The organism is Microbacterium hydrocarbonoxydans (genome assembly GCF_000956475.1).
In the GTDB taxonomy this organism is placed as follows: Bacteria; Actinomycetota; Actinomycetes; order Actinomycetales; family Microbacteriaceae; genus Microbacterium; species Microbacterium hydrocarbonoxydans_A.
Window position 1 is genome coordinate 483,929 of the sequence record NZ_JYJB01000010.1, and the last position, 22,848, is coordinate 506,776.

Genomic DNA, 22,848 nt, shown 5'->3' on the forward strand with positions numbered 1-22,848 from the left:
GTCTGCCGTCCTCGTTAGGCTGACAGGGTGACGGACTCCGCAAAGCCTACCCTCATGGTCGTCGACGGCCATTCGCTCGCCTATCGTGCCTTCTTCGCCCTCCCGGTCGAGAACTTCACGACGAAGGACAACCAGCACACGAACGCCATCTACGGCTTCCTGTCGATGTTCGTGAACCTCATCAAGGCCGAGAAGCCGACGCACCTGGCGGTCGCGTTCGACACCTCACGTCACTCCTTCCGCACCGACGTCTACCCCGAATACAAGGCGACACGATCCGAGACGCCGCAGGAGTTCCGCGGGCAGATCCCGCTGCTGCAGGACTGCCTCGCGGCGATGTCCGTCCCCGTTCTCACGAAGGAGGGGATCGAGGCCGACGACATCCTCGCGACACTCGCGACTCAGGGTGCCCAGCAGGGATACGACGTCCTGGTCGTGTCAGGAGACCGCGACACGATCCAGCTCGTGACGGATGACGTGACGCTTCTCTACCCGTCCGTGCAGGGCGTGTCCCAGTTGAAGCGCTACGACCCGGTGACCGTCCAGGACCGCTATGGGGTCCGGCCCGAGCAGTATCCCGACATCGCTGCGCTCGTCGGCGAGACCAGCGACAATCTCCCGGGAGTTCCCAAAGTCGGCGAGAAGACGGCGGTCAAGTGGCTCACGCAGTTCGGCTCACTCGATGAGCTGCTCGAGCGAGCCGAGGAGATCAAGGGCGTCGTGGGCGGAAACCTCCGGGAGCACCTCGAGGATGTTCGTCGCAACCGCAGGCTCAACAGGCTGCTCACCGACGTCGAGCTGCCGGTCGCCCCGGCCGACCTCGTGGTGGCTCCGATCGATGCGCAGGGCGTTCGCGACATCTTCGCCCGTCTTGAGTTCCGCACGCTGCTGCCGCGCGTGTTCGAAGCGGTGGGTGCCGGAGAAGTCGCCGACGACCCGGCATCCGCCGTCGTGCTCCCGCAGCCGGTCGAGCTGGCGGCCGCCGAGTTCGCGACCTGGGTCGAGGCCCAGGAGGGCGAGGTCGCGCTGCGCATCACCACCCAGGGCGGAGCACCCACGCGCGTCGGAGCTGCGACCGGAACCGAGGTGCGCGAGATCGACTGGAGCGAGGCGGCGGCCGACTCTCTGCGTGGCTGGCTGGAATCGGACAGCCCGAAGGTGCTGCACGACGCGAAGCCGCAGGTGAAGGCGCTGCTGGGTGCCGGCATCCGTCTCGCCGGACTCGCATACGACACGAGTCTCGCCGGCTGGCTTCTGCGCCCCAGCTTCCCGGACAAGACACTCGTCGATCTGGTGGAGCGCTACCTCGGCGAGAAGCTGCCCCAGGCCGATCCGTCGCAGCTGGTGCCAGAGACCGAGGGGGCGACGCCCTCCCAAGAGGCATGGTTCGCGCTCCGAGTCGCGGCCGCCCTCCGCGAGGACATCCCGGAGTCGGTGGCGCGCGTGCTCACCGAGATCGAGCTGCCCACGCTTCTCACGCTCGCCGACATGGAGGTCGCGGGCGTGGCAGTCTCGCACGACGTGCTCTCCGGATTCTCGGGGGAACTCGCCACGCGTGCCGACGGTCTCGCGCAGGACGCGTTCGCCCTCGTGGGTCGCGAGTTCAATCTCGGATCGCCGAAGCAGCTGCAGGAAGTGCTGTTCGACGACCTGCAGCTGCCGAAGACGCGCAAGACCAAGACGGGCTACTCCACGGATGCCGCGGTGCTCGCGGACCTGCAGGAGAGCAATCCGCACCCGTTCCTCGGACTGCTGCTGCAGCACCGCGAGGCGACCAAGCTGCGGCAGATCATCGAGTCGCTCGACACGGCGATCCGCGACGACCACCGGGTGCACACCACATATGTGCAGACCGGCAGCCAGACCGGCCGTCTTTCAAGCACCGATCCGAACCTGCAGAACATCCCCGTGCGCACCGAGGAGTCGCGTCGCATCCGCAGCGCTTTCCAAGTCGGCGACGGCTACGAGGCGCTGCTCACCGCCGACTACTCCCAGATCGAGATGCGCATCATGGCGCACCTCTCGGGAGACGAGGGCCTCATCGAGGCGTTCAACAGCGGCGAAGATCTGCACAGGTTCGTCGGCGCCCGTGTCTTCGGCGTCGAGCCCTCCGATGTGACGGCAGCGATGCGCACCAAGGTCAAGGCCATGTCGTACGGCCTCGTGTACGGCCTCAGCGCTTTCGGCCTGTCGAAGCAGCTGCGCATCGAGCAGTCGGAGGCCAAGCAGCTGATGGTGGAGTACTTCGCGCGCTTCGGCGCGGTGCGCGACTACCTGCGAGCATCCGTTCTGAAGGCGAAGGAGGTCGGGTACACCGAGACGATCTTCGGTCGTCGTCGCCCGTTCCCCGATCTGTCCAGCCCGAACCGCGTTCTGCGCGAGAACGCCGAGCGTGCCGCTCTCAACGCTCCGATCCAGGGCAGCGCAGCCGACATCATGAAGATCGCGCTGTTCCACATCCACGACGACCTGCGATCCGAGGGGCTCGCCTCGCGGGTGCTGCTGCAGATCCACGATGAGCTCGTGGTCGAGGTCGCACCAGGGGAGTGGGATGCCGCCGAGCGCATCGTCCGTTCGCGAATGGGCGACGCTGCCGAGCTGTCGGTTCCGCTCGACGTGCAGGTCGGCCGCGGCCAGGACTGGAACGAGGCCGCCCACTGATCCTGGGCACCGGGTACCCGAGATGCTGCGACGGGGTGCCGCGGGCTAGTCTGGACGGATGACTTCCGCACCGCGCACCCCGTCAGCGATCGACAAGGTCGCCGATGAGTGGGTCGACACGATTGTCGAACTCTCCCCGATCCTCGGAACGTACATCGGCCGCACCGAGGTGAACGATCGCTTCGGCGACTTCAGCCCTGAGGGGCATGAAGAGATCATCACCGCGACACGTGCGACGCTCGCCAAGCTGCAGTCGCTCGAGCCGGTCGACGCGATCGACGAGGTGACGAAGACCGACCTCTCGTCGGAGCTCGCTCTCGACCTCGAACTGCACGAGGCGAAGTGGCACTTGCGCGACGTCAACGTCATCGCCTCCGCTGCTCAGGACGTGCGCAGCGCCTTCGATCTGATGCCCACCGACACCGCGGAGGACTGGGCGGTCATCGCCACACGTCTCGCAGCCGTCCCCGACGCGCTCCGCGGTTACACCGAGACGCTGCGCGCAGGCATCGCGGCGGGTGTCGTCCCCGCTCGTCGACAGGTCGTCGAGGTCGCCGGCCAGATCGCGCGCTACACCGCTGATGACGGCTTCTTCGCCGAGTTCGTCGCCGAGGCTGGTCCCGCCGAGGGAAACCTGCCTGCATCCCTCGCGCGTTCGCTCGCCGACAACTCCGCCGCCGCGCGCGTCGCGTATGACGAACTCGGGCGGTTCCTCTCTGAAGAGCTGGCCCCCATGGCCGGCGATGCGGATGCCGTGGGGCGCGAGCTGTACGCGCTGAACTCCAGGCGATTCCTCGGCGCGACGATCGACCTCGACGAGACGTACGAGTGGGGTCGCGAGGAGCTGGCGCGCATGGTCGCCGAGCAGACAGCGATCGCGAATGAGATCCTGCCCGGCGCATCGGTCGAGGAAGCGGTCGCGCACCTCGAGGCCGACCCGGCGCGCAAGCTGGTCGGCACCGAGGCCCTGCGGCGCTGGATGCAGGAGACCAGCGACCGCGCGATCGCCGAACTCGGCGCGTCGCACTTCGACATCCCCGAGGCCATCCGCACGCTCGAGTGCATGATCGCGCCGACGCAGGAAGGCGGGATCTACTACACGGGTCCGACCGACGACTTCTCGCGGCCTGGCCGCATGTGGTGGTCGGTGCCCGAGGGCGTCACCGAATTCGACACCTGGCGCGAGCTGACGACGGTCTACCACGAGGGCGTCCCGGGGCATCACCTGCAGATCGCGCAGGCCGTGTACAACCGCTCAGAGCTCAACTCCTGGCGCCGCCTGCTGGCCGGCACCTCGGGTCACGCCGAGGGCTGGGCGCTCTACGCCGAGCGTCTGATGCAGCAGCTCGGGTATCTCGACGACCCGGCAGATCGCCTCGGCATGCTCGACGGACAGCGCATGCGCGCTGCCCGGGTCGTGCTCGACATCGGCGTGCACCTGGGCAAGCCGCGTCTCGATGGCGAAGGTGTGTGGGACGCCGAGTACGCGCTGGAATTCATGCGCAAGAACGTGAACATGTCAGACCAGTTCATCCAGTTCGAGGTGAACCGGTACCTGGGCTGGCCGGGACAGGCTCCCTCGTACAAGGTGGGCCAGCGCATCTGGGAGCAGGTGCGTGACGCGTACCAGGCCGAGCGCGGCGCGGACTTCGACATCAAGGAGTTCCACAAGCGCGCGCTCGACATGGGCGGCGTCGGCCTCGACACCCTCCGGACGGCGCTTCTGAAGAAGTAGGGAATGGCCGGCTTCGATTCGCTGTTCATTCACCTGAATGGAAAGGGATGACATGGACATCGAGTTCGGGCTGGACACCTTCGGCGACATCACCCGCGGCACGGATGGGGAGCTCCTCAGCGGCGCGCAGACGATCCGCAACATCGTCGCGCAGGCCGAGCGGGCCGATGCGGTCGGCGTCGACTTCTTCGGTGTGGGGGAGCACCATCGTCCCGAGTTCGCGGTCTCCGCGCCCGAGATGGTGCTGGCGGCGATCGCCGGCCGCACGGAGCGCATCCGCCTCGGCACCGCGGTGACGGTGCTGTCCTCCGACGATCCGGTGCGCGTGTACGAGCGCTTCGCGACGCTCGACGCGGTCTCGAACGGACGTGCCGAGGTCGTGCTCGGCCGCGGATCGTTCATCGAGTCGTTCCCGCTCTTCGGCTACGACCTGCGCGACTACGACGCGCTCTTCGAGCAGAAGCTCGACCTCTTTGTCCAGCTGCTCGAGGAGAAGCCCGTCACCTGGTCGGGAACGATGCGCGCCTCGCTCGAGAACGCCGACGTGTTCCCGAAGACCGAGAAGGGCCTGCGCACCTGGGTGGGCGTCGGCGGCAGCCCGGAGTCGGTCGTCCGGGTCGCCCGCCACGGTCTCGGACTCATGCTCGCGATCATCGGCGGTCCGGCGGGACGGTTCAAGCCCTTCGTCGACCTGTACCACCGCTCCGTGTCGTCGTTCGGAACAACCGCGCACCCCGTGTCCGTGCACTCTCCCGGGCACATCGCCGCCACGGACGCTGAGGCCTGGGACGAGGCGTACTCCGGCTTCGAGGCGATGAACAACACGATCGGCCGGGAGCGCGGCTGGCCGGCCTACAGCCGAGCGCGATTCCAGAACGACGTGGGCCCTGAGGGTGCTCTCTACGTCGGCTCTCCCGACCGCGTGGCCGCGAAGATCGCCGAGACGGTGAAGCTCCTGGGCCTCGGCCGCTTCGACCTGAAGTACGCGACGGGCACGCTGTCGCACGAGTCGATGATGCGCAGCATCGAGCTGTACGGAACCGAAGTCATCCCACGCGTGCGCCGTCTCCTCGCCGACTGACCCGGATCGGCACGCCGTCGGCTCTACGATGAAGGGCATGGCCAACACAGCGCTGCCGAGCCGTGCCTCTCTCGCTCAGAGACTCGATGACGTGCCGTTCACGAGGAGACATCTTCGTCTCCTGACCGGATCCGGTCTCGGCTGGGCCCTCGACGCGATGGACGTCGGGCTCATCTCGTTCATCCTCGCGGCGCTCACGCAGCAATGGGGACTCACGAAGCCGGAAGCGGGATGGGTCGCATCCGTCGGCTTCATCGGGATGGCGCTCGGCGCCACGCTCGGAGGGCTCCTCGCCGACCGGCTCGGACGCCGGCATGTCTTCGCCATGACCCTCCTCGTGTACGGGATCGCGACCGGGGCGAGTGCGCTGGTCGGCGGCCTCGCGATGCTTCTCGTCCTCCGCTTCTTCGTGGGTCTCGGACTCGGCGCGGAACTGCCCGTCGTCTCGACGTACGTGAGCGAGTTCGCGCCCGCACGCATCAGAGGACGACTGATCGTCATCCTCGAAGCGTTCTGGGCTCTGGGATGGACCGCGGCAGCCCTGATCGGCTACCTCGTGATCCCGGCATCCGCCGATGGCTGGCGCTGGGCCTTCGCGCTCGGCGCGATTCCGGCCGTCTATGCGCTGATCGTCCGCTGGCGTCTTCCCGAGTCGCCGCGCTGGCTCGCCCTGCGGGGCCGGATCTCCGAGGCGGAGAAGGTCGTGGTGTCGTTCGAGCTCGACGCCGGAATCGTCGCGGGCCCTGCCATCCGGAAGGAGCCGCCCTCCCGAGCGATCACGGCGACGACACGCGCCCGGGTCACGACGCTGTGGCACCCCGAGTTCCGACTGCGCACCGTGTGCCTGTGGATTGTCTGGCTCTGCGTGAACTTCGCCTATTACGGCGCGTTCATCTGGATTCCCAGTCTGCTCGTCGACGCCGGCTTCGACCTGGTCAGGTCGTTCGGGTTCACGCTGGTCATCACTCTCGCACAGCTGCCCGGATACGCAGTCGCCGCGTGGCTGATCGAGGTGTGGGGGCGCCGTAGCACGCTGTCGGTGTTCCTGATCGGGTCTGCGGCGTCGGCGCTGTTCTTCGGCACGGCGAGCAGCCCTGGCGCGATCATCGCCTCGGGCATGGCGCTGTCGTTCTTCAACCTCGGGGCCTGGGGCGCCTTGTACGCCATCACCCCTGAGATCTACCCGACCTCGCTCAGAGCGACCGGGGCCGGATGGGCTGCCGGCGTGGGGCGGATCGCGTCGATCGTCGCACCGCTTGCCGTGCCCGCCATGCTTCTGCTCGGCGGAGCGCCGTTCGTATTCGTCGTCTTCGGCGTCTGCTTCGTCGTCGCCGCCGCTGCAACGTGGGGCCTCAGCGACCGCAAGGGGCAGGCGCTCGACGATCGCTGAGCGGGCTTAGGCTGATCGTGTGAGTGATGTGCGTTATGTGGCCATCGGCGATTCGTTCACCGAGGGCGTCGGCGACGAGCTGCCCGACGGTCAGGTTCGCGGGTGGGCCGATCTCACAGCGCAGGGTTGGGCGGATGCTGCGGGCCACCCGATCCGGTACGCCAATCTCGCCATCCGCGGACGTCTGGCCTGGCCGATCGTCGAGCAGCAGCTCGAGCCGGCTCTGGCGCTGCGGCCTACGCATCTTTCCTTCAACGGCGGTGGCAACGATGTCCTGCGACCGCGGGCGGATGTCGAGCACATCGCCGATGCGTTCAGCCGGGTTCTCCGCCGGTGCGATGAGGAAGGCGTCACGCTGATCCTGCTGTCCGGCGCGAATCCGAGCGGTCAGCTGCCGATGGGCAAGGTGTTCCAGAAGCGCGGAGACCTCCTGTCGGAGGCGGTTCTGCGTCGCGTTGAGAACCGACCCGACGTCATCACCGCCCTCAACTGGCCGGATCGTGAGCTGTCGGAGCCGCAGTACTGGTCAGAGGACCGTCTGCACATGAACGCCGCCGGCCATCATCGAGTGGCTGCCAGAGTGCTGCATGCCCTCGGGTTCGAGCCGCCGGAGACGTGGTGGGCGCCGGGAGTTGCAGGCCTGCCCGGCCCCAGCGGTTACGCGTACTACCGTGAGTTCGTCGGACCCTGGGTGAAGCGTCGCGTGACCGGCACATCGTCGGGCGACGGCCGAACCGCGAAGTATCCGAGCTGGGTCGAGCTCCCACCCCGTCGGGCATGACCGACATCGAGATGCGGCGCATCCGCGGGGGCTCCGTGACCCTGCACGATGAACGCCGGAAGATCCAGCGAGTCGTCGAACTCGAGGACTTCGAGATAGGCGTCTTCGCGATCACCGAGGAGCAGTTCGCCGAGATCCTGCCGGTGCCGTCACAGCACCCGCGGCGCCCTGCGACAGATGTGAGCTGGCTGCGCGCCGTGCACTTCTGCAATGCGGCATCCGAATGGGAGGGGCTCGAGCCCGTGTACCGGTTCGACGGCGAGGATGTCACCTGGGACCCGACCGGCGAGGGGTATCGGCTGCCCACCGAGGCCGAGTGGGAGTTCGCGTGCCGGGCAGGTTCATCAGGTCCGCACTACGCCCCGCTCGCAGATGCTGCCTGGACGAGCGCGGAGAGCGTGCGCACACCCCAGGACGTCGGCGGGAAGCTGCCGAACCTCAACGGCCTGTTCGACATGCTCGGCAACGTGTGGGAGTGGTGCTGGGACTACCTGGACCCCGCACGGTATGACGACTACCGGGTGTTCCGCGGCGGAGGGTACGCCGACGATGCCTGGAGCGTGCGCGCCGGGGTGCGACGAGGGGGCGCACCGCGCATGCATCATGCCGACGTGGGGGTGCGCGTGGCTCGAGGGGCGTTCGACACGCCCGGCGCAGCGCAGGGATGGTCGGCGTCCGCGGATCGCGAACGTGCGGCGTTCGACGGACCCGTGCCGTTCGGGTGGACGCATCTCGCCCGCAGGTAGAGCGGTTGCGGAAATCGCGTCTTCATGCCTCGGCATCTTCGCTCGCCGCGCGCCAGCGGCGGGGCTGAAGAGGCCAGATCCGGGCGGGAAAGTCAAAGTTGTCTTTTCTGTTTCGACCCTTCAAGGTGGACGCTGGATGAGGGGAGCACCTGGTGGCAGAGGCAGTCGTCGGCAAGGCGGATCAGCTCGAATCGGAGCAGCGTGCGGTCGGGATGATGTACGCGCGCCTGGATACGGAGAGATCAGAGCATGAGGCTGCGCGTGCCAGATTGATCGCCGCGCAGGTCGAGGGGCCGGTGGCTCGCCTCACGAAGGACGTCGAGGTCGCGCGGTTGAACGGAGCGTTGCGGCGGCTTCAGCTCGCGGATCGTTCTCTGTGCTTCGGGCGGATAGACAGCAGCGCCGGCCCGTCGCTGCATGTCGGTCGTATCGGGCTGCGCTCCGAGACGGGCGAGATGCTCCTGGTCGACTGGCGGGCGGAGGCGGCTCGACCCTTCTACACGGCGACCCTCGCTTCTCCATCGGGAGTGCGCCGCCGCCGTCATCTGCGCCTCGAGGGCCGCCAGGTGGTCGATATCTCCGACGAGATCCTGGACGGAACGGCCCCGACCACCGCGGATGTGATCGGCGATGGACCTCTCGTCTCGGCGCTGGGCGGAGCACGGACAGGGCGTATGCGCGAAGCGGCATCGACACTGCAGCGAGAGCAGGATCAGATCGTGCGCTCCGAGCATCGGGGCGTGATGGTCGTCGACGGGGGCCCCGGCACGGGAAAGACCATCGTCGCACTGCACCGGGCAGCATATGTTCTCTATGCGTTCCCTTCGGTCGCCGAGCGCGGAGTCCTCGTGTACGGCCCGAACAGACGCTTTCTGGACTACATCTCCGAGGTGCTGCCCTCACTCGGGGAGAACGACGTCGAACTGGCCACGGCGCCGGATCTCGTCGCGGCGGAGGCGACGAGACCCGAATCGGATGCGCTCGCGCGCGCGAAAGGCCGCCGAGGCTTCGGTGAAGCGCTCGCACGACGAGTCCACGCGCGGCAGCCGCAGGGCGTGCCTCTGCGGCTCACGACCGCGCACGGGCAGGTCGTCCTCGACGCCCGACGGGTCGACGCGGCTCGCCGCAGCGCCCTCCAGGGCGGGATCGGTCACAACCGCGCACGAGGCCTGTTCCTGGAACTCGTGGTGGAGGACCTGGTGCACGAACTGGAGCAGCAGACGGCGAAGGAGATGTCGGATTTCGAGGAGGAGCTGAGGGAGGTCGGAATCGACCTCGACAGCATGTTCGCGGGGCCTGGCGAACATGCGCGACACGAGGTCGAGTCCTCCGCTGAAGGGCTGGACATCGATTGGGATCGCATCCGCGATGATCTGCTCGAGGACCACGGCATCGAGCGGACCATCTCCGAGGTGTGGCCGTCGCTCCGGGCGGAGGAGGTGCTGCAGGAGTTCCTCGCGGATGCCGAGGCCTTGGCCGATGTCCTGCCAGAGCTCTCTGCGGAGCATCTCGCCTCGATCTCACCTGAGTCGGGGGCTGGATGGAGCAGAGCCGATCTCGCGGCGCTGGACGAGGCGCGGGCGCTCGTGGACGGACTCCCTGAGATCGTCTACGGTCACATCGTGGTCGACGAGGCGCAACAGCTCTCCGAGATGGAGTGGCGGATGCTGATGCGCCGTTGCCCGAGCCGCTCGATGACGATCGTGGGGGACCTCGCCCAGGCGGGTCCGACGACCACCATCACCGACTGGGAAGAGGCCCTGGAGCCGTTCATGTCCGATCGGTACGCGCACCACACTCTGAGCATCAACTATCGAACTACCGCCGAGATCCTCGACGCCACGCTGCCCGTACTCGCCCGCATCGCACCGTCGCAGAGCCTCTCGTACTCGATCCGCTACGGCGAACTGCCGATCAGCCATTCGGTCGCCGAACCCGACGCCGATGCGGTGGTGGGAGACCTCGTCACTCGACTGCAGCACGAGCATCCTCACGACCTGGTCGGGATCATCGCCGCACCGCGCCGCGCGCGAGAGCTGGATCTCAGGTTCCCCGACGATGGCGTCGCCGTCGTGCCGGCTCCGGACGCGAGAGGACTGGAGTTCGATGCGGTGATCATCGTCGATCCCGACGAGATCGAACGCGGGAGCGAAGCGGGTCTCCGCGATCTCTACGTCGCGCAGACCCGAGCGACCAAACGCCTCATCACGGTCATGATCGCATCGCCCTCCACGGCCGAGCCGTCAGCCGCGTCGTCGTCCTGAGCGGGAGGACCGTACCGAGCCCGGACTCGACCGTCTGCAGGCGAGTGCCCGATTTAGGGCGTCATCTGCTTGATCATGAAGCGATTCGGGTCCTCTGCCGGTGCGAACCCGTAACGGGCGTAGAGTCCGTGAGCGTCGGCGGTCGCGAGCATGACACGCCGGAGCCCCAGGGGCTCGAGGTCGGCGAGCACGCCCTCGATGAGCGTCTTGCCGAGGCCACCCCCGCGAATGCCGGGGTCGACGAAGACGTCGCAGAGCCAGGCGAAGGTGACGCCATCCGTCACGACGCGTGCGTACGCGACCTGCTCGCCATCCGCGTCCCAGATGCCGTAATTGCGCGAAGCGTCGATCGCTGCGTCCTGGGTTTCACGCGAGCGGCCTTTCGCCCAGTATGCATCCTCGCTGAGCCAGGCGTGCACACGGGCTCGATCGATCAGAGAGGAGTCGTTCGAGAAGCGGAAGGGGGAGCGCATCGCCCCATCCTAGAAGGACTAGCGCCGTCTCTCAGGATCCAGCCCGATCCGGATGCGCGTGCGTTTGCGTTCGATGAGGATGAAGACGGTTCCGATCAGCCAGATGGGAACGGGCATCAGGAATGCGATGCGGAAAGCGTCGAACGAATAGGTCTCGGGCGTGCCGGCACCCTGGAGGTCGAGGGCGAGACCGATGAGGAAGATCGCGATGAGAGCGGCGATGAACCCGCCGGCGTTGGTCACGCCGGTGGCAGTGCTCAGTCGATGCGTGGGGTTGTGCGTGCGCGCATGGTCGAACGCGATCATGCTGGCGGGTCCGCCCGTGCCGAGAGCGATCGCGAGCACGTAGAGCATCCACAGCGGCGCGGGACCCGGGAGTGCGATCACCGCAACCCAGGCGACGAACTGCAGACCCACAGACGGCAGGACGAGCGCGTAGGAGCGGTGATAGGGCAGACGCCGGGAGAGATCGCCGATGACGGGACCGAGCACCATTCCGGCGACCACGTACACCGAGATGATGCCGGCGGCGTGGGCAGTGTCGAGGCCCTGGGCGGCGGTGAGGAACGGCATTCCCCACAGAAGCACGAAGGCGGTGCCGGCGAAAGGCGAGGTGAAGTGCGACCAGAAGGCGAGGCGGGTGCCGGGGTGGGCCCATGCCGCGCGGATGCCGACACCGGTGTCGATCGCCGAGGTGACCACCTGCACGAGACCGGTGTCGGTGTTGACGGTGACATCGGCGCCGCGCTCGGGCGGGTGGTTGCGGATGACGAGGAACACCAGGATGCTGAACAGCACGCCGAGGCCGGCGATGCTGCCGAAGGTGATCGACCAGCTCGTCGCGTGCAGGAAGGCGGCGAGCGGCACCAGAGCGACGAGCTGGCCCGCTTGACCGAGGATCCCCGTGAACTGCACCATCAGAGGCCCGCGCTGGGCGGGGAACCACGTTGCGACGAGGCGCAGCACGGCCGGGAAGATCGCCGCATCACCCGCTCCGAGCAGGATACGGGCGATGATCGCTATGCCGATGCTGGGGGAGAGGGCCATCGTCAGCTGGCCGGCGGCCATCAGCACCATGCCGATCGTCATGATCGGGCGCGAGCCGTACCGGTCGAGGAGAATCCCGATCGGGATCTGCATGCCGCCGTACACCGCGAGCTGGACGACCGCGAACAGGGCGAGAGTCGATGCGTCCGCGTGGAAGCGGTCGGCGGCTTCGACGCCGACCGCGCCGAGGGAGGTGCGGTTCGTGATCGCGAGGACGTAGGCGGCGACGCCGACCGACCAGATGAGCCAGGCGCGCCACCCGGGAGTTGCTGAGGGGGAGACGGGGACCTGCTTCACCCCTCTACGCTACTCCTGACGGGCAGGGTGATTCGGCGCGACGTTCGGGGACGCAGCCGGATCCCCATGATCTGTGTGGGATGACTCGCCGACACTCTTAGGCAGGGATCGATGACGGTCCATCCCAGCGACGTGTAGAGCCCCTGCGGTGCCACTGCATCCGGGTAGCAGGCGAGAAGAGCGCTGTTGTAGGGGAGGCCGTCGAGCACGTTATTCATGAGCGCCCTGCCCAATCCGGAACGGCGGTGCGACGGCTTCACGACGAGTTCTGCGACCCCGAACTGCTGCTGTTCGAGCCATCGCGCGCGGTGCGGCGCGGCGAGCGTCGCGTTCAGACGGTCCCACCACCAATCGCCGGGCCCGATTCCGGTTCCGAGGACGAAACCGACCAGATCTCCGTCCTCTGTCGCAGTGCGGAGCCGGAACTCCGGCTTCTCTGCCGCGTACCGTCGTATCCGCTGAGGGAACTCGATGAGGTTGCGGGCCGGATCCTCATCGTACGGCGGCTCTGCGAATGCGTCCGCATAGAGCCGTGCGATCGCGTCGAGCTGATCTTCGGTGCCGTCCCACTGCGAGATCTTCACCGCTCGATCTTCGCACGATCGATGCCCGAGGCCTGGGCACGAGGCTCAGCTGAGCCGCTCGGTGAGGTGCACGGTGACGTCGTCGCCGTCGGTCTTCCCGATCTGCTTCCGGATCGCCGCGGTGATGGGGAGCTTGTGCGTGCCGTCTCCGAGCGCCATGAACGCGCCTCGGAAGGGCTCACCGTCGACAGTACCGGCAACCTTCACGAGTCCGCGGGTGCCGAAGATCGTCACGGAATCCGGGAGCTGCACGCACGTCCAGGTATCGCCCTCCCGGACTTTGCCGAGAGTCGCGGTGAACGTCAGGTCAAGAGGTCGAGCGCTCATTTGGTGCCTTCTTTCGTGGGTTCAGACGAAGAGCCCGACGAGGATGCCGATCAGCGTGAGCTTGATGATCCAGTCGAGCAGGTGGACGCAGGCGGTCGGGATCGCGGTGTTCTCGTGCACGACGCCGCCGAACAGCAGGATGAGGGGCAGAGCCGAGAGCGTCAGGCCGAGCAGGGCTCCGACGGCGGCGCCATGCCAGTCGGCTGTCGCCATGAGACCGGCGATGAGCAGTGACGCCAGAAGGCTGCGCAAGATCACCGAGAGCATCTGCACGGGGAACGGGATGCCGGGTCGCGGCGTGCTGGTCCGGGCGACGAGCCGAGAGACCGGCGGGATCGCGTAGAGCGCCGCGCTGGCGATGAAGGATGCGATCGTGGCGATCAGTATGCCGATGACGATCATGACGCCCCCTTGAGTACTTGATGGTACTCAAATGGTATGACTCGCTTAAAGAACCGTCAAGTACTAATATTCGAGGTATGAGCGAGACTGCGACGCGAACCAGAGGCCGTCCCGCCGGGTCGACGGGGGATGAGCTGCTCGACGTGGCCCGCGGGGTGTTCCTCGAATTCGGCTACCGCGGCGCGTCGATGGACGAGGTTGCGAAGCGCGCGAAGATCTCCAAGTCGTCGCTGTATCGCGAGCACTCGTCGAAGAAGGCGCTCTACGCGGCCGTCGTGCATGCGTGGGCGAGGGCCGGCCGCGACGCCATGCGACCGTCGCTCGAGAGGCTGCGGGGGAGCGGTGACCTCCGCTCACGGCTCATCGAGCTCGCGCAGACCATGCGGGCCGGCATTCTGAGTCCGCCCGTGCTGGAGATGCGCCGTCTCGTCACCGCCGAGGCGCAGTCGCAGCCCGAGGTCGCACGGGTGTACCTCGAGGAGAGCTGGAACTCGAACATCCGAAACCTCGGCGAGGCGCTGGGCGAGATCGCAGACGGGGGAGAGCTGCGGATCGACGACCCGGACGCCGCGGCCGCCCAGTTCACGTGGCTGGTGATCGGCGCGCCCCTGAATGCCCGGCTGTTGAGCGCTGTTGTCGACGAGCCGCGTGTCGAGACCGCCGTCGACCTTTTTCTCGCGGGGTATGCTCCGCGCTGACCGGCGATACTGGAACCCATGTATGGGGGAGGGCGTGTTGAATAGGCGGATGAGTACCTCCGTCTCATCGCCCGACCCGGCTGCACCGACTGCGGAACCCTCACGCCGGCGCTTTCTCATCGCCGCGGGGGCGGGACTCGCCGTGACCGCAGCGGGAATCTGGTTGGCTGCCGTACCTGAAGGCGGCGAGGAGGCTGGATCCCCCGTGGACCCGGACAACCCACGGGGCCTGACTGAGTACGCCCCGGTTTACGAGCGAGCCGTGAAGGGCCTAGAAGTGCCTCTGGGGTTCGAGGACTGCGCGAACCCCACTACGAGGGCGAGCCGCGCCACAGCGGGGAGCGACCATCACACAGTGACCCCGCTCATCGACCGATTCGTCATCCATCACACGGGAACAACCGCTGATCAGCTCGATTTCCTCTCGCGGTGCAACAAGCGATCCTCCGCGCCCACGTTCTATCTCCGAAACGATGGCACCGTTTTCGAGCTCATCCGCCCCGGCGCGAAACCCGCGTCGACGGGCGCGGACTGGAACTGGAGATCTCTCGCGGTGGAGACGCTGGACCACACCGGGGCGCCCGACTACGCCGTGACTGCGGAGCAGCTCGAGGAACTCGCGCAGATGATCGCGTGGCTGGCCACGTTCGACGGAGGAACACTGGACGGCGTTCCCGTGTCGTTCACGATCGATCGCGACCACGTCATCAGCCACCAGGAGACGTGGTCGGGAACTGAATGCCCCGGCCCGTACCTCCAGGCTCGACTCGATGACATCGTGGCCCGAGCTCGGGAGATCTTCGAGAAGAACACGGCCGCTTGACCGGGTGACACGTTCTGCGGAGTCGGCGCGATTGCGGTGCCGACTCCTCCTGCGCTTCTACGCTGGTGGCATGGATGACGAAGCCGGCCGCGCCGTGATCGCAGATCTGTGCCGCCTCCCGAATCCCGAGGCAATCGATCGCACGGCGTATGTGGAACTCGGAGGGGTCAGCCAGTTCGTGTCGATCCGCGGGCGAAGCGCGAGCAATCCGGTGCTCGTCGTGTGTCATGGCGGCCCAGCGCTCCCTTCGCTGCCGTCTTCGTGGATCTGGCAGCGAGGCGTCGAGGACTACTTCACCGTCGTCAACTACGACCAGCGCGCCAGCGGCAAGTCGGCGGCGAACGTGCCGGACGGGCTGGATCTGAGCATCGACAGGTATGTCGATGACCTTGTGGAGCTGATCGAGTGGCTTCGGAGTGAGGTGGGCGTGACGAAGGTGGGTGTTCTCGGCCACAGCTGGGGAACGCTCATCGGCGTCACTCTGGCAGAACGGCGAGCAGATCTGCTCTGGGCGTACATCGGCGTCGGCCAGGTGATCTCGGGGGCGGAGAACGAGATCGAGAGCTTCGGCCACGCGGTGCGCAGCGCCATTGCGGATCATAACGACGAGGCCGTGTCAGAGCTCACCGCTCTCGGAGAGTACCCCGGCGTGCAGCAGCTCACAGTGGAGCGAATCGTGACGTGCAGGAGGTGGGCCCAGCACTACGGGGGATTGGCCGCATATCGCTCGGGAGCAGGCTATTTCATCGACGCGGAGGAGTTGTCGCCGTACTACACGAGCGATGAGCTCGAGCTGATCGGCACGGGGCAGCGGGCGACGATGCCCGCTGTGCTTCCCGCGCTGCTCGGCTTCGATGCGCGAGACCGTATCGAGTTCGACGTCCCGATGATCCAGTTCCTCGGGCGGCACGACTGGACGACTCCGACGGGCCCCGTCGAGCGATGGTTCGAGAAGGTCGCGGCTCCATCGAAGAGCCTCATCTGGTTCGAGAACTCGGCCCACCTGTGCATGTTCGAGGAACCAGGAAAGTTCGTCGTGAGCCTGGTGAACTCGGCGCTGCCGCACGCAGCGGTATGAGGAGAAGCGACCGACTCGGCACCGCGGACGCGCTCTGATGACGAGAGGCGGGTGCGTATATCGAACGACGCGTGTTCGCATCCGGGTAGCGATGATGTTCTAGTATCCGAGAGTGTCTGACTTGATGACGCGTTTCCCAGCGGGTGCGGCAGTCCGCGCGATTCGGTTTCCGACCACGGTGCAAGCGGTGGAGTCTTTGGGTGGCCCTCGCATGCCGCTGGCGTTCGTAGTCGCCGTGGAGTCGGGTAAGGTCGCCTTCATCGGGTGGCGCAAGTCGAGTCTGCTCTGGGACATTCCTGTCTCAAACGTCCAGTCGATCAGCGTTGCTGAGACCAGGTCTTCGCCACCGTTTCCGCAAGTTGCTCTGGCTATCGTCTTGACTGTGCAGACCAGCACCGGCTTGACGGAGCTTCCGATTGTGCCTGTTGCGGACGACGGTGAGCAGTCATTGACGTGGAAAGATCGCGAGGTGCGAGCATTGGCAAAGCGGCTTTCAGACGCGATGGCGACAGAGCCCGGCATCAGCTGAGAGATTTGAGCAACGTCAGTCAGTCAGGGGCGTGGCGTCCTACGTGATCTGACATAATGTGCATTATCGGCTATCTCGCGATCGTTGGAACCAGCGAGAGCGGACGCGAGGTTGGCAGATCTCCAGCCTCACCGAAAGACAGGTCGCTGAGGGGTGTTCGTTGGCGGGACAGCACTAGGACGAGCCTGGGGCGCGTCGTCGCTTCGTCGATGTCACGCCTCGACAACTCGGCCCGGTCTACGGGCATCCGCATCGTTGTCTGCGTCCGGGTGCCAATATCGTCCTCGATTCGTGCGCGTTCTCGCCCGGTGGATATACGCGCGTCCGCGACGTGAGCTGGCCGCTTCTTCCACGCACGTCCGGCCCTACGGTATCGTTGGTGACACCAACGATACCGTATTCTCGCTCTCACCGACAGAGAGGTCGCGTGATGTTCTTCGCCGAACTGCCTACCTGGGTGCTCAGCCAGGCCCACCTGCGGGCGCACTCCATCCTCACGGCGAAGCTGGTGGCCGTCGGCGCGCGTGTCTACGACCACCGCATCCTCGACGTGCTCGACCGCAACCCCGAGCCTCTCTCCCAGGTCGGCATCGGTACGCTCGCGCGTCTGGACCGCCGTGACGTGACGCTGACGCTCACGACACTCGAAGAGGAAGGTTATGTGGTGCGCCGTCCCGATCCTGATGATGCCCGCCGTAACGTCGTCGAGCTGACGCCTGAAGGACGCGAACGTCAGCGCTTGCTCGCGGCACTGGCCGCTGATGCGCAGGAGGACGTGCTCGCGCCGCTCGATGCGGACGCGCGCGGAGCCTTCCTCGGTGCGCTCGCGCTCCTCGCAGGCAGTCGCTCGCTACTCGGGACCGAGGCGTGAGGCCTACTCCCCCGGCACGCATGCCGATGTGATGGTCGCTGTACCGGATGTCCTCCTGCATCGCGCGGTCCCGGTCGTATCCGGCAGCGTCCCACACCTCGAGGATCCGAGCCAGCGACCGCGCATTGTCCTCGGTTCGGAAATCGATCGATAGCTCCTTCTGGATACCCGCGGTATCGGCGCAACCCGCGATCACCGGAGTGAGACCCGACACGTCGATCGGTGCGCCTGACGCGTCAAGAACCGCCCCCGCGCTCGCATCGATCGACGCTGTCAGCAGTTCGCGGAGGCCTTCATCGATCGATTCGGCCGTGATCGGTGCGCGTGGCGAAGTCGACGGCGGCGCCGGGAAGAGATCCCGCGGACCCGTCAGACCGCACTGATGCGGTCCGGGCAGCGCCGGCAGCACCAGGGTGGGATATCCAGCGGCCGTGAGATCAGTGTCCTCAGAAGGACGATCGACGGAGTAGTGGATGGTCAGCGTGTCACCATCAGCCGTCACGGCGTATCCACCGGTCGAGAACGGCTGGTATCCGTCGTCTCCTGAAGCCCGCCCGACCCGGACGATCGTGAGCGGGCCGTCCATCCGGTACACCGTGCTGTTCCCGCCCAGGAGGAACGAGCGCTCCACGACCACGTAGCCCGTGTCGCATCCGTCGCTGAGCACCGCAGTGACGTTCGCCTCGACGGTCAGGACCACATCGAGCATCGCGACGGCGGCAGCGCACGCCGCGAGGACCGCCCCCACGATCTTCAGCGGCAGCATCCACCGCGGCGGCGCGACGCCCAGCAAGCCGACGCATAACGCGGACACCGCGACGAGCATCGCCAGGCTCAGCACGCTCTGCCCGTCGAGCGCGCCGAGGAGGACGGATGCCGTGCCCGACGACGCCGCGTCCAGTGCGAGCATCCAGACGATGATCGCCGTTGCGATCGCGAAGAGACCGCCCGCGATCCGCGTCACAGTTCGTCGGGTGGTCTCCATGCCAGCACTCACGTGTGAAGCCTAGGCGGGCACTGCGCCATTGTCGTCGTCTCACAGCCTTCTGGGAGCAGACGAAAACTGGTCACGCCTCGTGCCCCGCCACGCTCACCCGTCAGCGTCGACTTCGCCGAGACGAGCTCGGCAGGTGTGCCTTCGAATACGATACGACCGCCGTCGTGCCCTGTGCCGGGGCCGATGTCGATGTGCCAGTCAGGGCACTCGTCAATCTTGATGGATGGTGCGCAGCAGCGCGGTGACGATGCCTGCTTTGCGGGCGGTGTACTCCCCCCATCCCGTGGCATCAGCCGCCGCAGCTCGTTTGACACTCAGATACCGGGCGCGGGCACCTGAATCGGATCGAAGGAGATCGCGGAATGCCACACGATCGTGCCATTCCTGCCCCTCGGCCTCCACCACGTGGACGACCACGGTCCGCTCCTGTCGGTGCGGCCAACTCAGCCAAGAGTGCCCGGCACGTTGGCCCTCGAGATCGAACTCGTGGTCTGACAAAAGCGATGCAGTCTCTGCAACGTGGTCGTGGTCGACGCCGACCAGCACGTCGACGACGTCCTTCGACGGCAGGTCCGGCACAGCCGTTGAGCCTATGTGTTCGATAAGCGCAGTGGGAACGATTCCCTGCAGCTGTGAACGCAGCACCTCGAAGCGCCGATTCCAGTCTGCGGGACGGCATTCGACAAGGGTGACAGCTCCGATGTGGCTCACGCCCCGACGTACTCCGCCAGGTGCTCACCCGTCAGCGTCGACTTCGCCGCGACGAGCTCGGCAGGCGTGCCTTCGAACACGACCCGACCGCCGTCGTGCCCTGCGCCGGGACCGATGTCGATGAGCCAGTCGGCGTGGGCCATCACCGCCTGATGGTGCTCGATCACGATCACTGTCTTACCGGACTCGACCAGGCGATCGAGCAGACCCAGGATGTTCTGCACATCGGCGAGGTGAAGACCGGTCGTGGGTTCGTCGAGCACGTAGACGTCGCCCTTCTCCCCCATCTGGATCGCGAGTTTGATGCGCTGCCGCTCACCGCCAGAGAGCGTCGACAGCGGCTGCCCCAGTGAGAGGTAGCCGAGCCCCACATCCTCGAGTCTGCCGAGGATGGCCGCGGCCGCAGGCAGCTTCGCCTCGCCCTCCGAGAAGAAGACCCGCGCCTCGGCCACCGGCAGGTCGAGCACCTCGGTGATGTCCTTGCCGGCGAGCTTGTACTCGAGTACCGCTGCCTGGAAGCGCTTGCCACCGCAGTCCTCGCACGGCGTCTCGATCGTGTCCATGAAGCCCAGCTCGGTGATGATCACACCGGCGCCCTTGCAAGTCGGGCAGGCACCCTCGGAGTTCGCGCTGAACAGAGCCGGCTTGACGCCGTTCGCCTTCGCGAAGGCCTTGCGGATCGGCTCGAGCAAGCCCGTGTAGGTCGCGGGGTTGCTTCGTCGTGAACCCTTGATCGCACCCTGGTCGATTGCGACGACGCCCTCTCGCTTGGACACCGATCCGTGGATCAGCGAGCTCTTGCCTGATCCCGCGACGCCTGTGACGACCGTGAGCACGCCCTTCGGGATGTCGACGTCGACGTTCTGGAGGTTGTTCGCGTTCGCGCCGCGGACCTCGATCGACCCGGCACCGGAACGCACCGATTCCTTCAACGCAGCGCGGTCGTCCAGATGCGTACCGGTCTTCGTGCCGCTGCCCTTCAGACCCTCGACCGTGCCCTCGAAGCAGATCTCGCCACCAGCGCTCCCCGCGCCGGGTCCCAGATCGACGACGTGGTCGGCGATCACGATCGTCTCGGGCTTGTGCTCCACCACGAGCACGGTGTTGCCCTTGTCCCGCAGGCGCAGCAGCAGCGAGTTCATGCGCTGGATGTCGTGCGGGTGCAACCCGATCGTCGGCTCGTCGAACACGTAGGTGACATCGGTGAGTGAGGATCCGAGGTGGCGCAGCATCTTGATGCGCTGCGCCTCTCCCCCGCTCAGCGTGCCCGAAGGCCGCTCCAGCGACAGGTATCCGAGCCCGAGCGTCACGAATGCGTCGAGGTTCGCGCTCAGGGCATCGAGCAGCGGGCCCGCCCCTGGCAGCGTGAGCCCGCGCACCCAGTCGGCGAGATCCGTGACCTGCATCCGGCAGGCATCCGCGATGCTGATGCCGTCGATCTTCGACGACCGCGCCCCCTCGGTGAGGCGGGTGCCGTCGCACTCGGGACATGTCGCGAAGGTCGCGACCCGCTCGACGAAGGCGCGGATGTGCGGCTGCAGGGCGTCAAGGTCCTTCGAGAGCATCGACTTCGTGATCTTGGGGATCAGGCCCTCGTAGGTCATGTTGATGCCGGAGATCTTGACCTTCGTGACCTCGCCGTAGAGGAACAGGTGCCGCTGCTTCTCGGTGAACGAGGCGATCGGCTTGTCGGCCGGGTAGAAGCCGGACTCGGAGAAGCCCTTCACCATCCAGCCGTCCGCCGTGTATCCCGGCACCATGATCGCGCCCTCGTTCAGGGACTTCGACTCGTCGACGATCTGAGCGAGGTCGAGGTCTGACACTGCTCCCCTGCCCTCGCACCTCGGGCACATGCCGCCAAGATAGATCGCGTCCTTCACGATCTTCTTCTCGCCGCCGGGACCGGTCATCACGCCGCTCGCCTTCTGCGTCGGGATGTTGAACGAGAACGCGGTCGGGCCGCCGATGTACGGCTGGCCCAGCTTGGAGAACAGGATGCGCAGCATCGCGTTCGCGTCGGTCACGGTGCCGACCGTCGAGCGCGGGTTCGCGCCGAGCCGTTCCTGATCGACGATGATCGCCGTGGTGAGGCCTTCGAGCACGTCGACGTCGGGCCGCGGCACCGACGGCATGAACCCCTGCACGAACGCGCTGTAGGTCTCGTCGATCATCCGTCGCGACTCCGCGGCGATGGTGTCGAAGACGAGCGAGCTCTTCCCTGAGCCCGAGACGCCTGTGAACACCGTCAGACGGCGCTTGGGAATGTCGACGCTCACCTCTTTGAGGTTGTTCTCCCTGGCGCCCTGTACACGGATGATGTCGTGAGTGTCTGCGGGGTGTTCGACGGTCATCGTCATCCTTCTCGTGTTCGGTTCAGGCGCTCTGCTGCAGACGAACCATATTGCCAGCGGGGTCGCGGAACGCGCAGTCCCGCACGCCGTACGGCTGATCGATCGGCTCCTGAACGATATCCGCACCGCGGGACTCGATCGCGGCGAAGGCCGCATCGACGTCGTCGGTCGCGAGAACGATGCCGCCGAAGCTGCCCTTCGCCATGAGCTCGAGAATGGTGGCTCGCTCTTCCTCGTTGATGCCCGGGTCCACGGCCGGCGGGGTGAGCACGATAGACGTGTCTGGCTGGCCCTGCGGTCCCACGGTGATCCACCGCATCCGGTCGTATCCGACGTCTTTTCGGACCTCGAAACCGAGCACGTCGCGGTAGAAGGAGACGGATGCCTCGGCATCCGTGTGCGGAAGGAAGCTGGCGTTGATCGTGATGTTCATGAAGTTCAGGCTAGGTGCGCATCCGTGCGCGGCGCTTCTTGATTCCTGATCGGTCTGATGACCTGCTTCGCCTGGAACGTGGGGATGCCGTCGACATGCGCCGCGCGCTCGCGATAGACACTCGGCGACACGCCCACCAGTTCGCTGAAACGCGTGCTGAAGGTGCCGAGCGAAGAGAACCCCACTTCGAAGCAGACCTCGGTCACGCTGAGATCACCCCGGCGCAGCAGCGCCATGGCGCGTTCGATGCGACGGGTCATCAGATATGAGTACGGCGACTCCCCGTACGTGTCGCGGAATGTGCGGCTCAGGTGCCCCGCCGACATGTGCACGCCGCGCGCAAGCGCCTCCACGTCGAGGGGCTTCGAGTACTCCCGATCGATCCGGTCGCGCACTCTGCGCATCAGCACCAGTTCGCGCAGTCGTGCGTCATCGGCGTGATTCACAGTTCGATCCTGCCATGTCGCTCCCTACGCTCATATATCGGTCTGTGACGCCGAGCCGCGTACCTCCCCCGCGTCGCGCACTCCGGCGACTACCCTGAGGGCATCCCTCACAGGATCTTCCCA

22 protein-coding genes and 1 pseudogene are annotated in these 22,848 nt (G+C 66.5%); 13 read left to right on the forward strand and 10 right to left on the reverse strand.

Features of this window, described 5'->3' with window-relative positions; genetic code table 11:
- The first annotated feature begins 27 nt into the window (after positions 1 to 27).
- From polA to RS84_RS14905, 7 genes are all read left to right on the forward strand, one after another.
- On the forward strand, positions 28 to 2,661 hold the full coding sequence (gene polA / locus RS84_RS14875; RefSeq protein WP_045258568.1) for a DNA polymerase I: 2,634 nt from the start codon (positions 28 to 30) through the stop codon (positions 2,659 to 2,661).
- 58 nt (positions 2,662 to 2,719) lie between these two features.
- Entirely contained in the window at positions 2,720 to 4,396 is a 1,677-nt protein-coding gene (locus RS84_RS14880) for a DUF885 domain-containing protein (protein ID WP_045258569.1), read from the forward strand.
- Positions 4,397 to 4,448: 52 nt separating this feature from the next.
- Entirely contained in the window at positions 4,449 to 5,477 is a 1,029-nt protein-coding gene (locus RS84_RS14885; protein ID WP_045258570.1) for an LLM class flavin-dependent oxidoreductase, read from the forward strand.
- Between the two features lie 37 nt (positions 5,478 to 5,514).
- The gene (locus tag RS84_RS14890; RefSeq protein WP_045258571.1) at positions 5,515 to 6,867 is read left to right on the forward strand and encodes an MFS transporter; all 1,353 of its coding nucleotides are present in this window, start codon (positions 5,515 to 5,517) and stop codon (positions 6,865 to 6,867) included.
- Positions 6,868 to 6,895: 28 nt separating this feature from the next.
- Complete coding sequence (locus RS84_RS14895) at positions 6,896 to 7,648, forward strand: SGNH/GDSL hydrolase family protein (RefSeq protein ID WP_045258572.1); 753 nt, start codon at positions 6,896 to 6,898, stop codon at positions 7,646 to 7,648.
- Positions 7,645 to 8,394, forward strand: a complete 750-nt coding sequence (locus tag RS84_RS14900; RefSeq protein ID WP_045258573.1) for a formylglycine-generating enzyme family protein — start codon at positions 7,645 to 7,647, stop codon at positions 8,392 to 8,394. Before RS84_RS14895 ends, RS84_RS14900 begins: the two co-directional genes overlap by 4 nt.
- A 152-nt stretch (positions 8,395 to 8,546) precedes the next feature.
- Positions 8,547 to 10,658: a HelD family protein gene (locus RS84_RS14905; RefSeq protein WP_200892027.1), complete on the forward strand. Its 2,112-nt coding sequence runs from the start codon at positions 8,547 to 8,549 to the stop codon at positions 10,656 to 10,658.
- Between the two features lie 53 nt (positions 10,659 to 10,711).
- Here RS84_RS14905 and RS84_RS14910 read toward each other — a convergent pair whose 3' ends face one another.
- From RS84_RS14910 to RS84_RS14930, 5 genes are read right to left on the reverse strand one after another with little or no spacing between them, the layout of a single operon-like run.
- A complete protein-coding gene (locus tag RS84_RS14910; RefSeq protein WP_045258574.1) occupies positions 10,712 to 11,131 on the reverse strand; it encodes a GNAT family N-acetyltransferase in 420 nt (139 codons plus the stop codon).
- A gap of 18 nt (positions 11,132 to 11,149) precedes the next feature.
- Positions 11,150 to 12,475 (reverse strand): MFS transporter, encoded by a 1,326-nt coding sequence (locus RS84_RS14915; RefSeq protein ID WP_045258575.1) that lies wholly within the window; start codon positions 12,473 to 12,475, stop codon positions 11,150 to 11,152.
- On the reverse strand, positions 12,472 to 13,059 hold the full coding sequence (locus tag RS84_RS18765) for a GNAT family N-acetyltransferase (protein WP_052676392.1): 588 nt from the start codon (positions 13,057 to 13,059) through the stop codon (positions 12,472 to 12,474). Before RS84_RS18765 ends, RS84_RS14915 begins: the two co-directional genes overlap by 4 nt.
- 45 nt (positions 13,060 to 13,104) lie before the next feature.
- Positions 13,105 to 13,386, reverse strand: coding sequence for a DUF1905 domain-containing protein (locus RS84_RS14925; RefSeq protein ID WP_045258576.1), 282 nt, complete (start codon positions 13,384 to 13,386; stop codon positions 13,105 to 13,107).
- 21 nt (positions 13,387 to 13,407) lie between these two features.
- Positions 13,408 to 13,788, reverse strand: coding sequence for a DUF1761 family protein (locus RS84_RS14930; protein ID WP_045258577.1), 381 nt, complete (start codon positions 13,786 to 13,788; stop codon positions 13,408 to 13,410).
- Positions 13,789 to 13,865: 77 nt separating this feature from the next.
- Between RS84_RS14930 and RS84_RS14935 the strand changes: the two genes are divergently transcribed.
- The 6 genes from RS84_RS14935 to RS84_RS14960 all read left to right on the forward strand — a co-directional run bounded on the left by RS84_RS14935 (position 13,866) and on the right by RS84_RS14960 (position 18,797).
- A complete protein-coding gene (locus tag RS84_RS14935) occupies positions 13,866 to 14,486 on the forward strand; it encodes a TetR/AcrR family transcriptional regulator (RefSeq protein WP_045258578.1) in 621 nt (206 codons plus the stop codon).
- A gap of 355 nt (positions 14,487 to 14,841) precedes the next feature.
- Positions 14,842 to 15,309: a peptidoglycan recognition family protein gene (locus RS84_RS19365; protein ID WP_052676393.1), complete on the forward strand. Its 468-nt coding sequence runs from the start codon at positions 14,842 to 14,844 to the stop codon at positions 15,307 to 15,309.
- A 70-nt stretch (positions 15,310 to 15,379) separates the two neighbouring features.
- Complete coding sequence (locus RS84_RS14945; protein WP_052676394.1) at positions 15,380 to 16,387, forward strand: alpha/beta fold hydrolase; 1,008 nt, start codon at positions 15,380 to 15,382, stop codon at positions 16,385 to 16,387.
- Positions 16,388 to 16,499: 112 nt separating this feature from the next.
- Positions 16,500 to 16,916, forward strand: coding sequence for a hypothetical protein (locus tag RS84_RS14950; protein ID WP_152641849.1), 417 nt, complete (start codon positions 16,500 to 16,502; stop codon positions 16,914 to 16,916).
- A gap of 430 nt (positions 16,917 to 17,346) precedes the next feature.
- Complete coding sequence (locus tag RS84_RS14955) at positions 17,347 to 17,787, forward strand: MarR family winged helix-turn-helix transcriptional regulator (RefSeq protein ID WP_045259227.1); 441 nt, start codon at positions 17,347 to 17,349, stop codon at positions 17,785 to 17,787.
- 671 nt (positions 17,788 to 18,458) lie between these two features.
- Entirely contained in the window at positions 18,459 to 18,797 is a 339-nt protein-coding gene (locus RS84_RS14960; RefSeq protein ID WP_152641850.1) for a hypothetical protein, read from the forward strand.
- Here RS84_RS14960 and RS84_RS19765 read toward each other — a convergent pair.
- The 5 genes and pseudogenes from RS84_RS19765 to RS84_RS14980 all read right to left on the reverse strand — a co-directional run.
- Positions 18,781 to 18,984, reverse strand: a pseudogene (locus tag RS84_RS19765) (hypothetical protein); the annotation flags it as partial. The gene RS84_RS14960 and the pseudogene RS84_RS19765 overlap by 17 nt on opposite strands.
- 10 nt (positions 18,985 to 18,994) lie before the next feature.
- Positions 18,995 to 19,495 carry a GrpB family protein gene (locus tag RS84_RS14965; RefSeq protein WP_082062216.1) on the reverse strand — a complete coding sequence of 167 codons (501 nt, stop codon included), beginning with the start codon at positions 19,493 to 19,495 and terminating at the stop codon, positions 18,995 to 18,997.
- Positions 19,492 to 21,846, reverse strand: a complete 2,355-nt coding sequence (locus RS84_RS14970) for an ATP-binding cassette domain-containing protein (protein ID WP_152641852.1) — start codon at positions 21,844 to 21,846, stop codon at positions 19,492 to 19,494. Before RS84_RS14970 ends, RS84_RS14965 begins: the two co-directional genes overlap by 4 nt.
- Positions 21,847 to 21,868: 22 nt before the next feature.
- Positions 21,869 to 22,279, reverse strand: a complete 411-nt coding sequence (locus tag RS84_RS14975; protein WP_045258583.1) for a VOC family protein — start codon at positions 22,277 to 22,279, stop codon at positions 21,869 to 21,871.
- A gap of 5 nt (positions 22,280 to 22,284) precedes the next feature.
- On the reverse strand, positions 22,285 to 22,683 hold the full coding sequence (locus tag RS84_RS14980) for a helix-turn-helix transcriptional regulator (protein ID WP_045259228.1): 399 nt from the start codon (positions 22,681 to 22,683) through the stop codon (positions 22,285 to 22,287).
- Positions 22,684 to 22,848 lie beyond the last annotated feature (165 nt).

Excerpts from the sequence above, each read along its gene's own strand:
- RS84_RS14880 (WP_045258569.1), top strand. The coding sequence starts at position 2,720 with ATGACTTCCGCACCGCGCACCCCGTCAGCGATCGACAAGGTCGCCGAT.
- RS84_RS14885 (WP_045258570.1), top strand. The coding sequence starts at position 4,449 with ATGGACATCGAGTTCGGGCTGGACACCTTCGGCGACATCACCCGCGGC.
- RS84_RS14890 (WP_045258571.1), top strand. The coding sequence starts at position 5,515 with ATGGCCAACACAGCGCTGCCGAGCCGTGCCTCTCTCGCTCAGAGACTC.
- RS84_RS14900 (WP_045258573.1), top strand. The coding sequence starts at position 7,645 with ATGACCGACATCGAGATGCGGCGCATCCGCGGGGGCTCCGTGACCCTG.
- RS84_RS14910 (WP_045258574.1), bottom strand. The coding sequence starts at position 11,131 with ATGCGCTCCCCCTTCCGCTTCTCGAACGACTCCTCTCTGATCGATCGA.
- RS84_RS14925 (WP_045258576.1), bottom strand. The coding sequence starts at position 13,386 with ATGAGCGCTCGACCTCTTGACCTGACGTTCACCGCGACTCTCGGCAAA.
- RS84_RS14930 (WP_045258577.1), bottom strand. The coding sequence starts at position 13,788 with ATGATCGTCATCGGCATACTGATCGCCACGATCGCATCCTTCATCGCC.
- RS84_RS14935 (WP_045258578.1), top strand. The coding sequence starts at position 13,866 with ATGAGCGAGACTGCGACGCGAACCAGAGGCCGTCCCGCCGGGTCGACG.
- RS84_RS14945 (WP_052676394.1), top strand. The coding sequence starts at position 15,380 with ATGGATGACGAAGCCGGCCGCGCCGTGATCGCAGATCTGTGCCGCCTC.
- RS84_RS14955 (WP_045259227.1), top strand. The coding sequence starts at position 17,347 with ATGTTCTTCGCCGAACTGCCTACCTGGGTGCTCAGCCAGGCCCACCTG.
- RS84_RS14970 (WP_152641852.1), bottom strand. The coding sequence starts at position 21,846 with ATGACCGTCGAACACCCCGCAGACACTCACGACATCATCCGTGTACAG.
- RS84_RS14975 (WP_045258583.1), bottom strand. The coding sequence starts at position 22,279 with ATGAACATCACGATCAACGCCAGCTTCCTTCCGCACACGGATGCCGAG.
- RS84_RS14980 (WP_045259228.1), bottom strand. The coding sequence starts at position 22,683 with ATGCGCAGAGTGCGCGACCGGATCGATCGGGAGTACTCGAAGCCCCTC.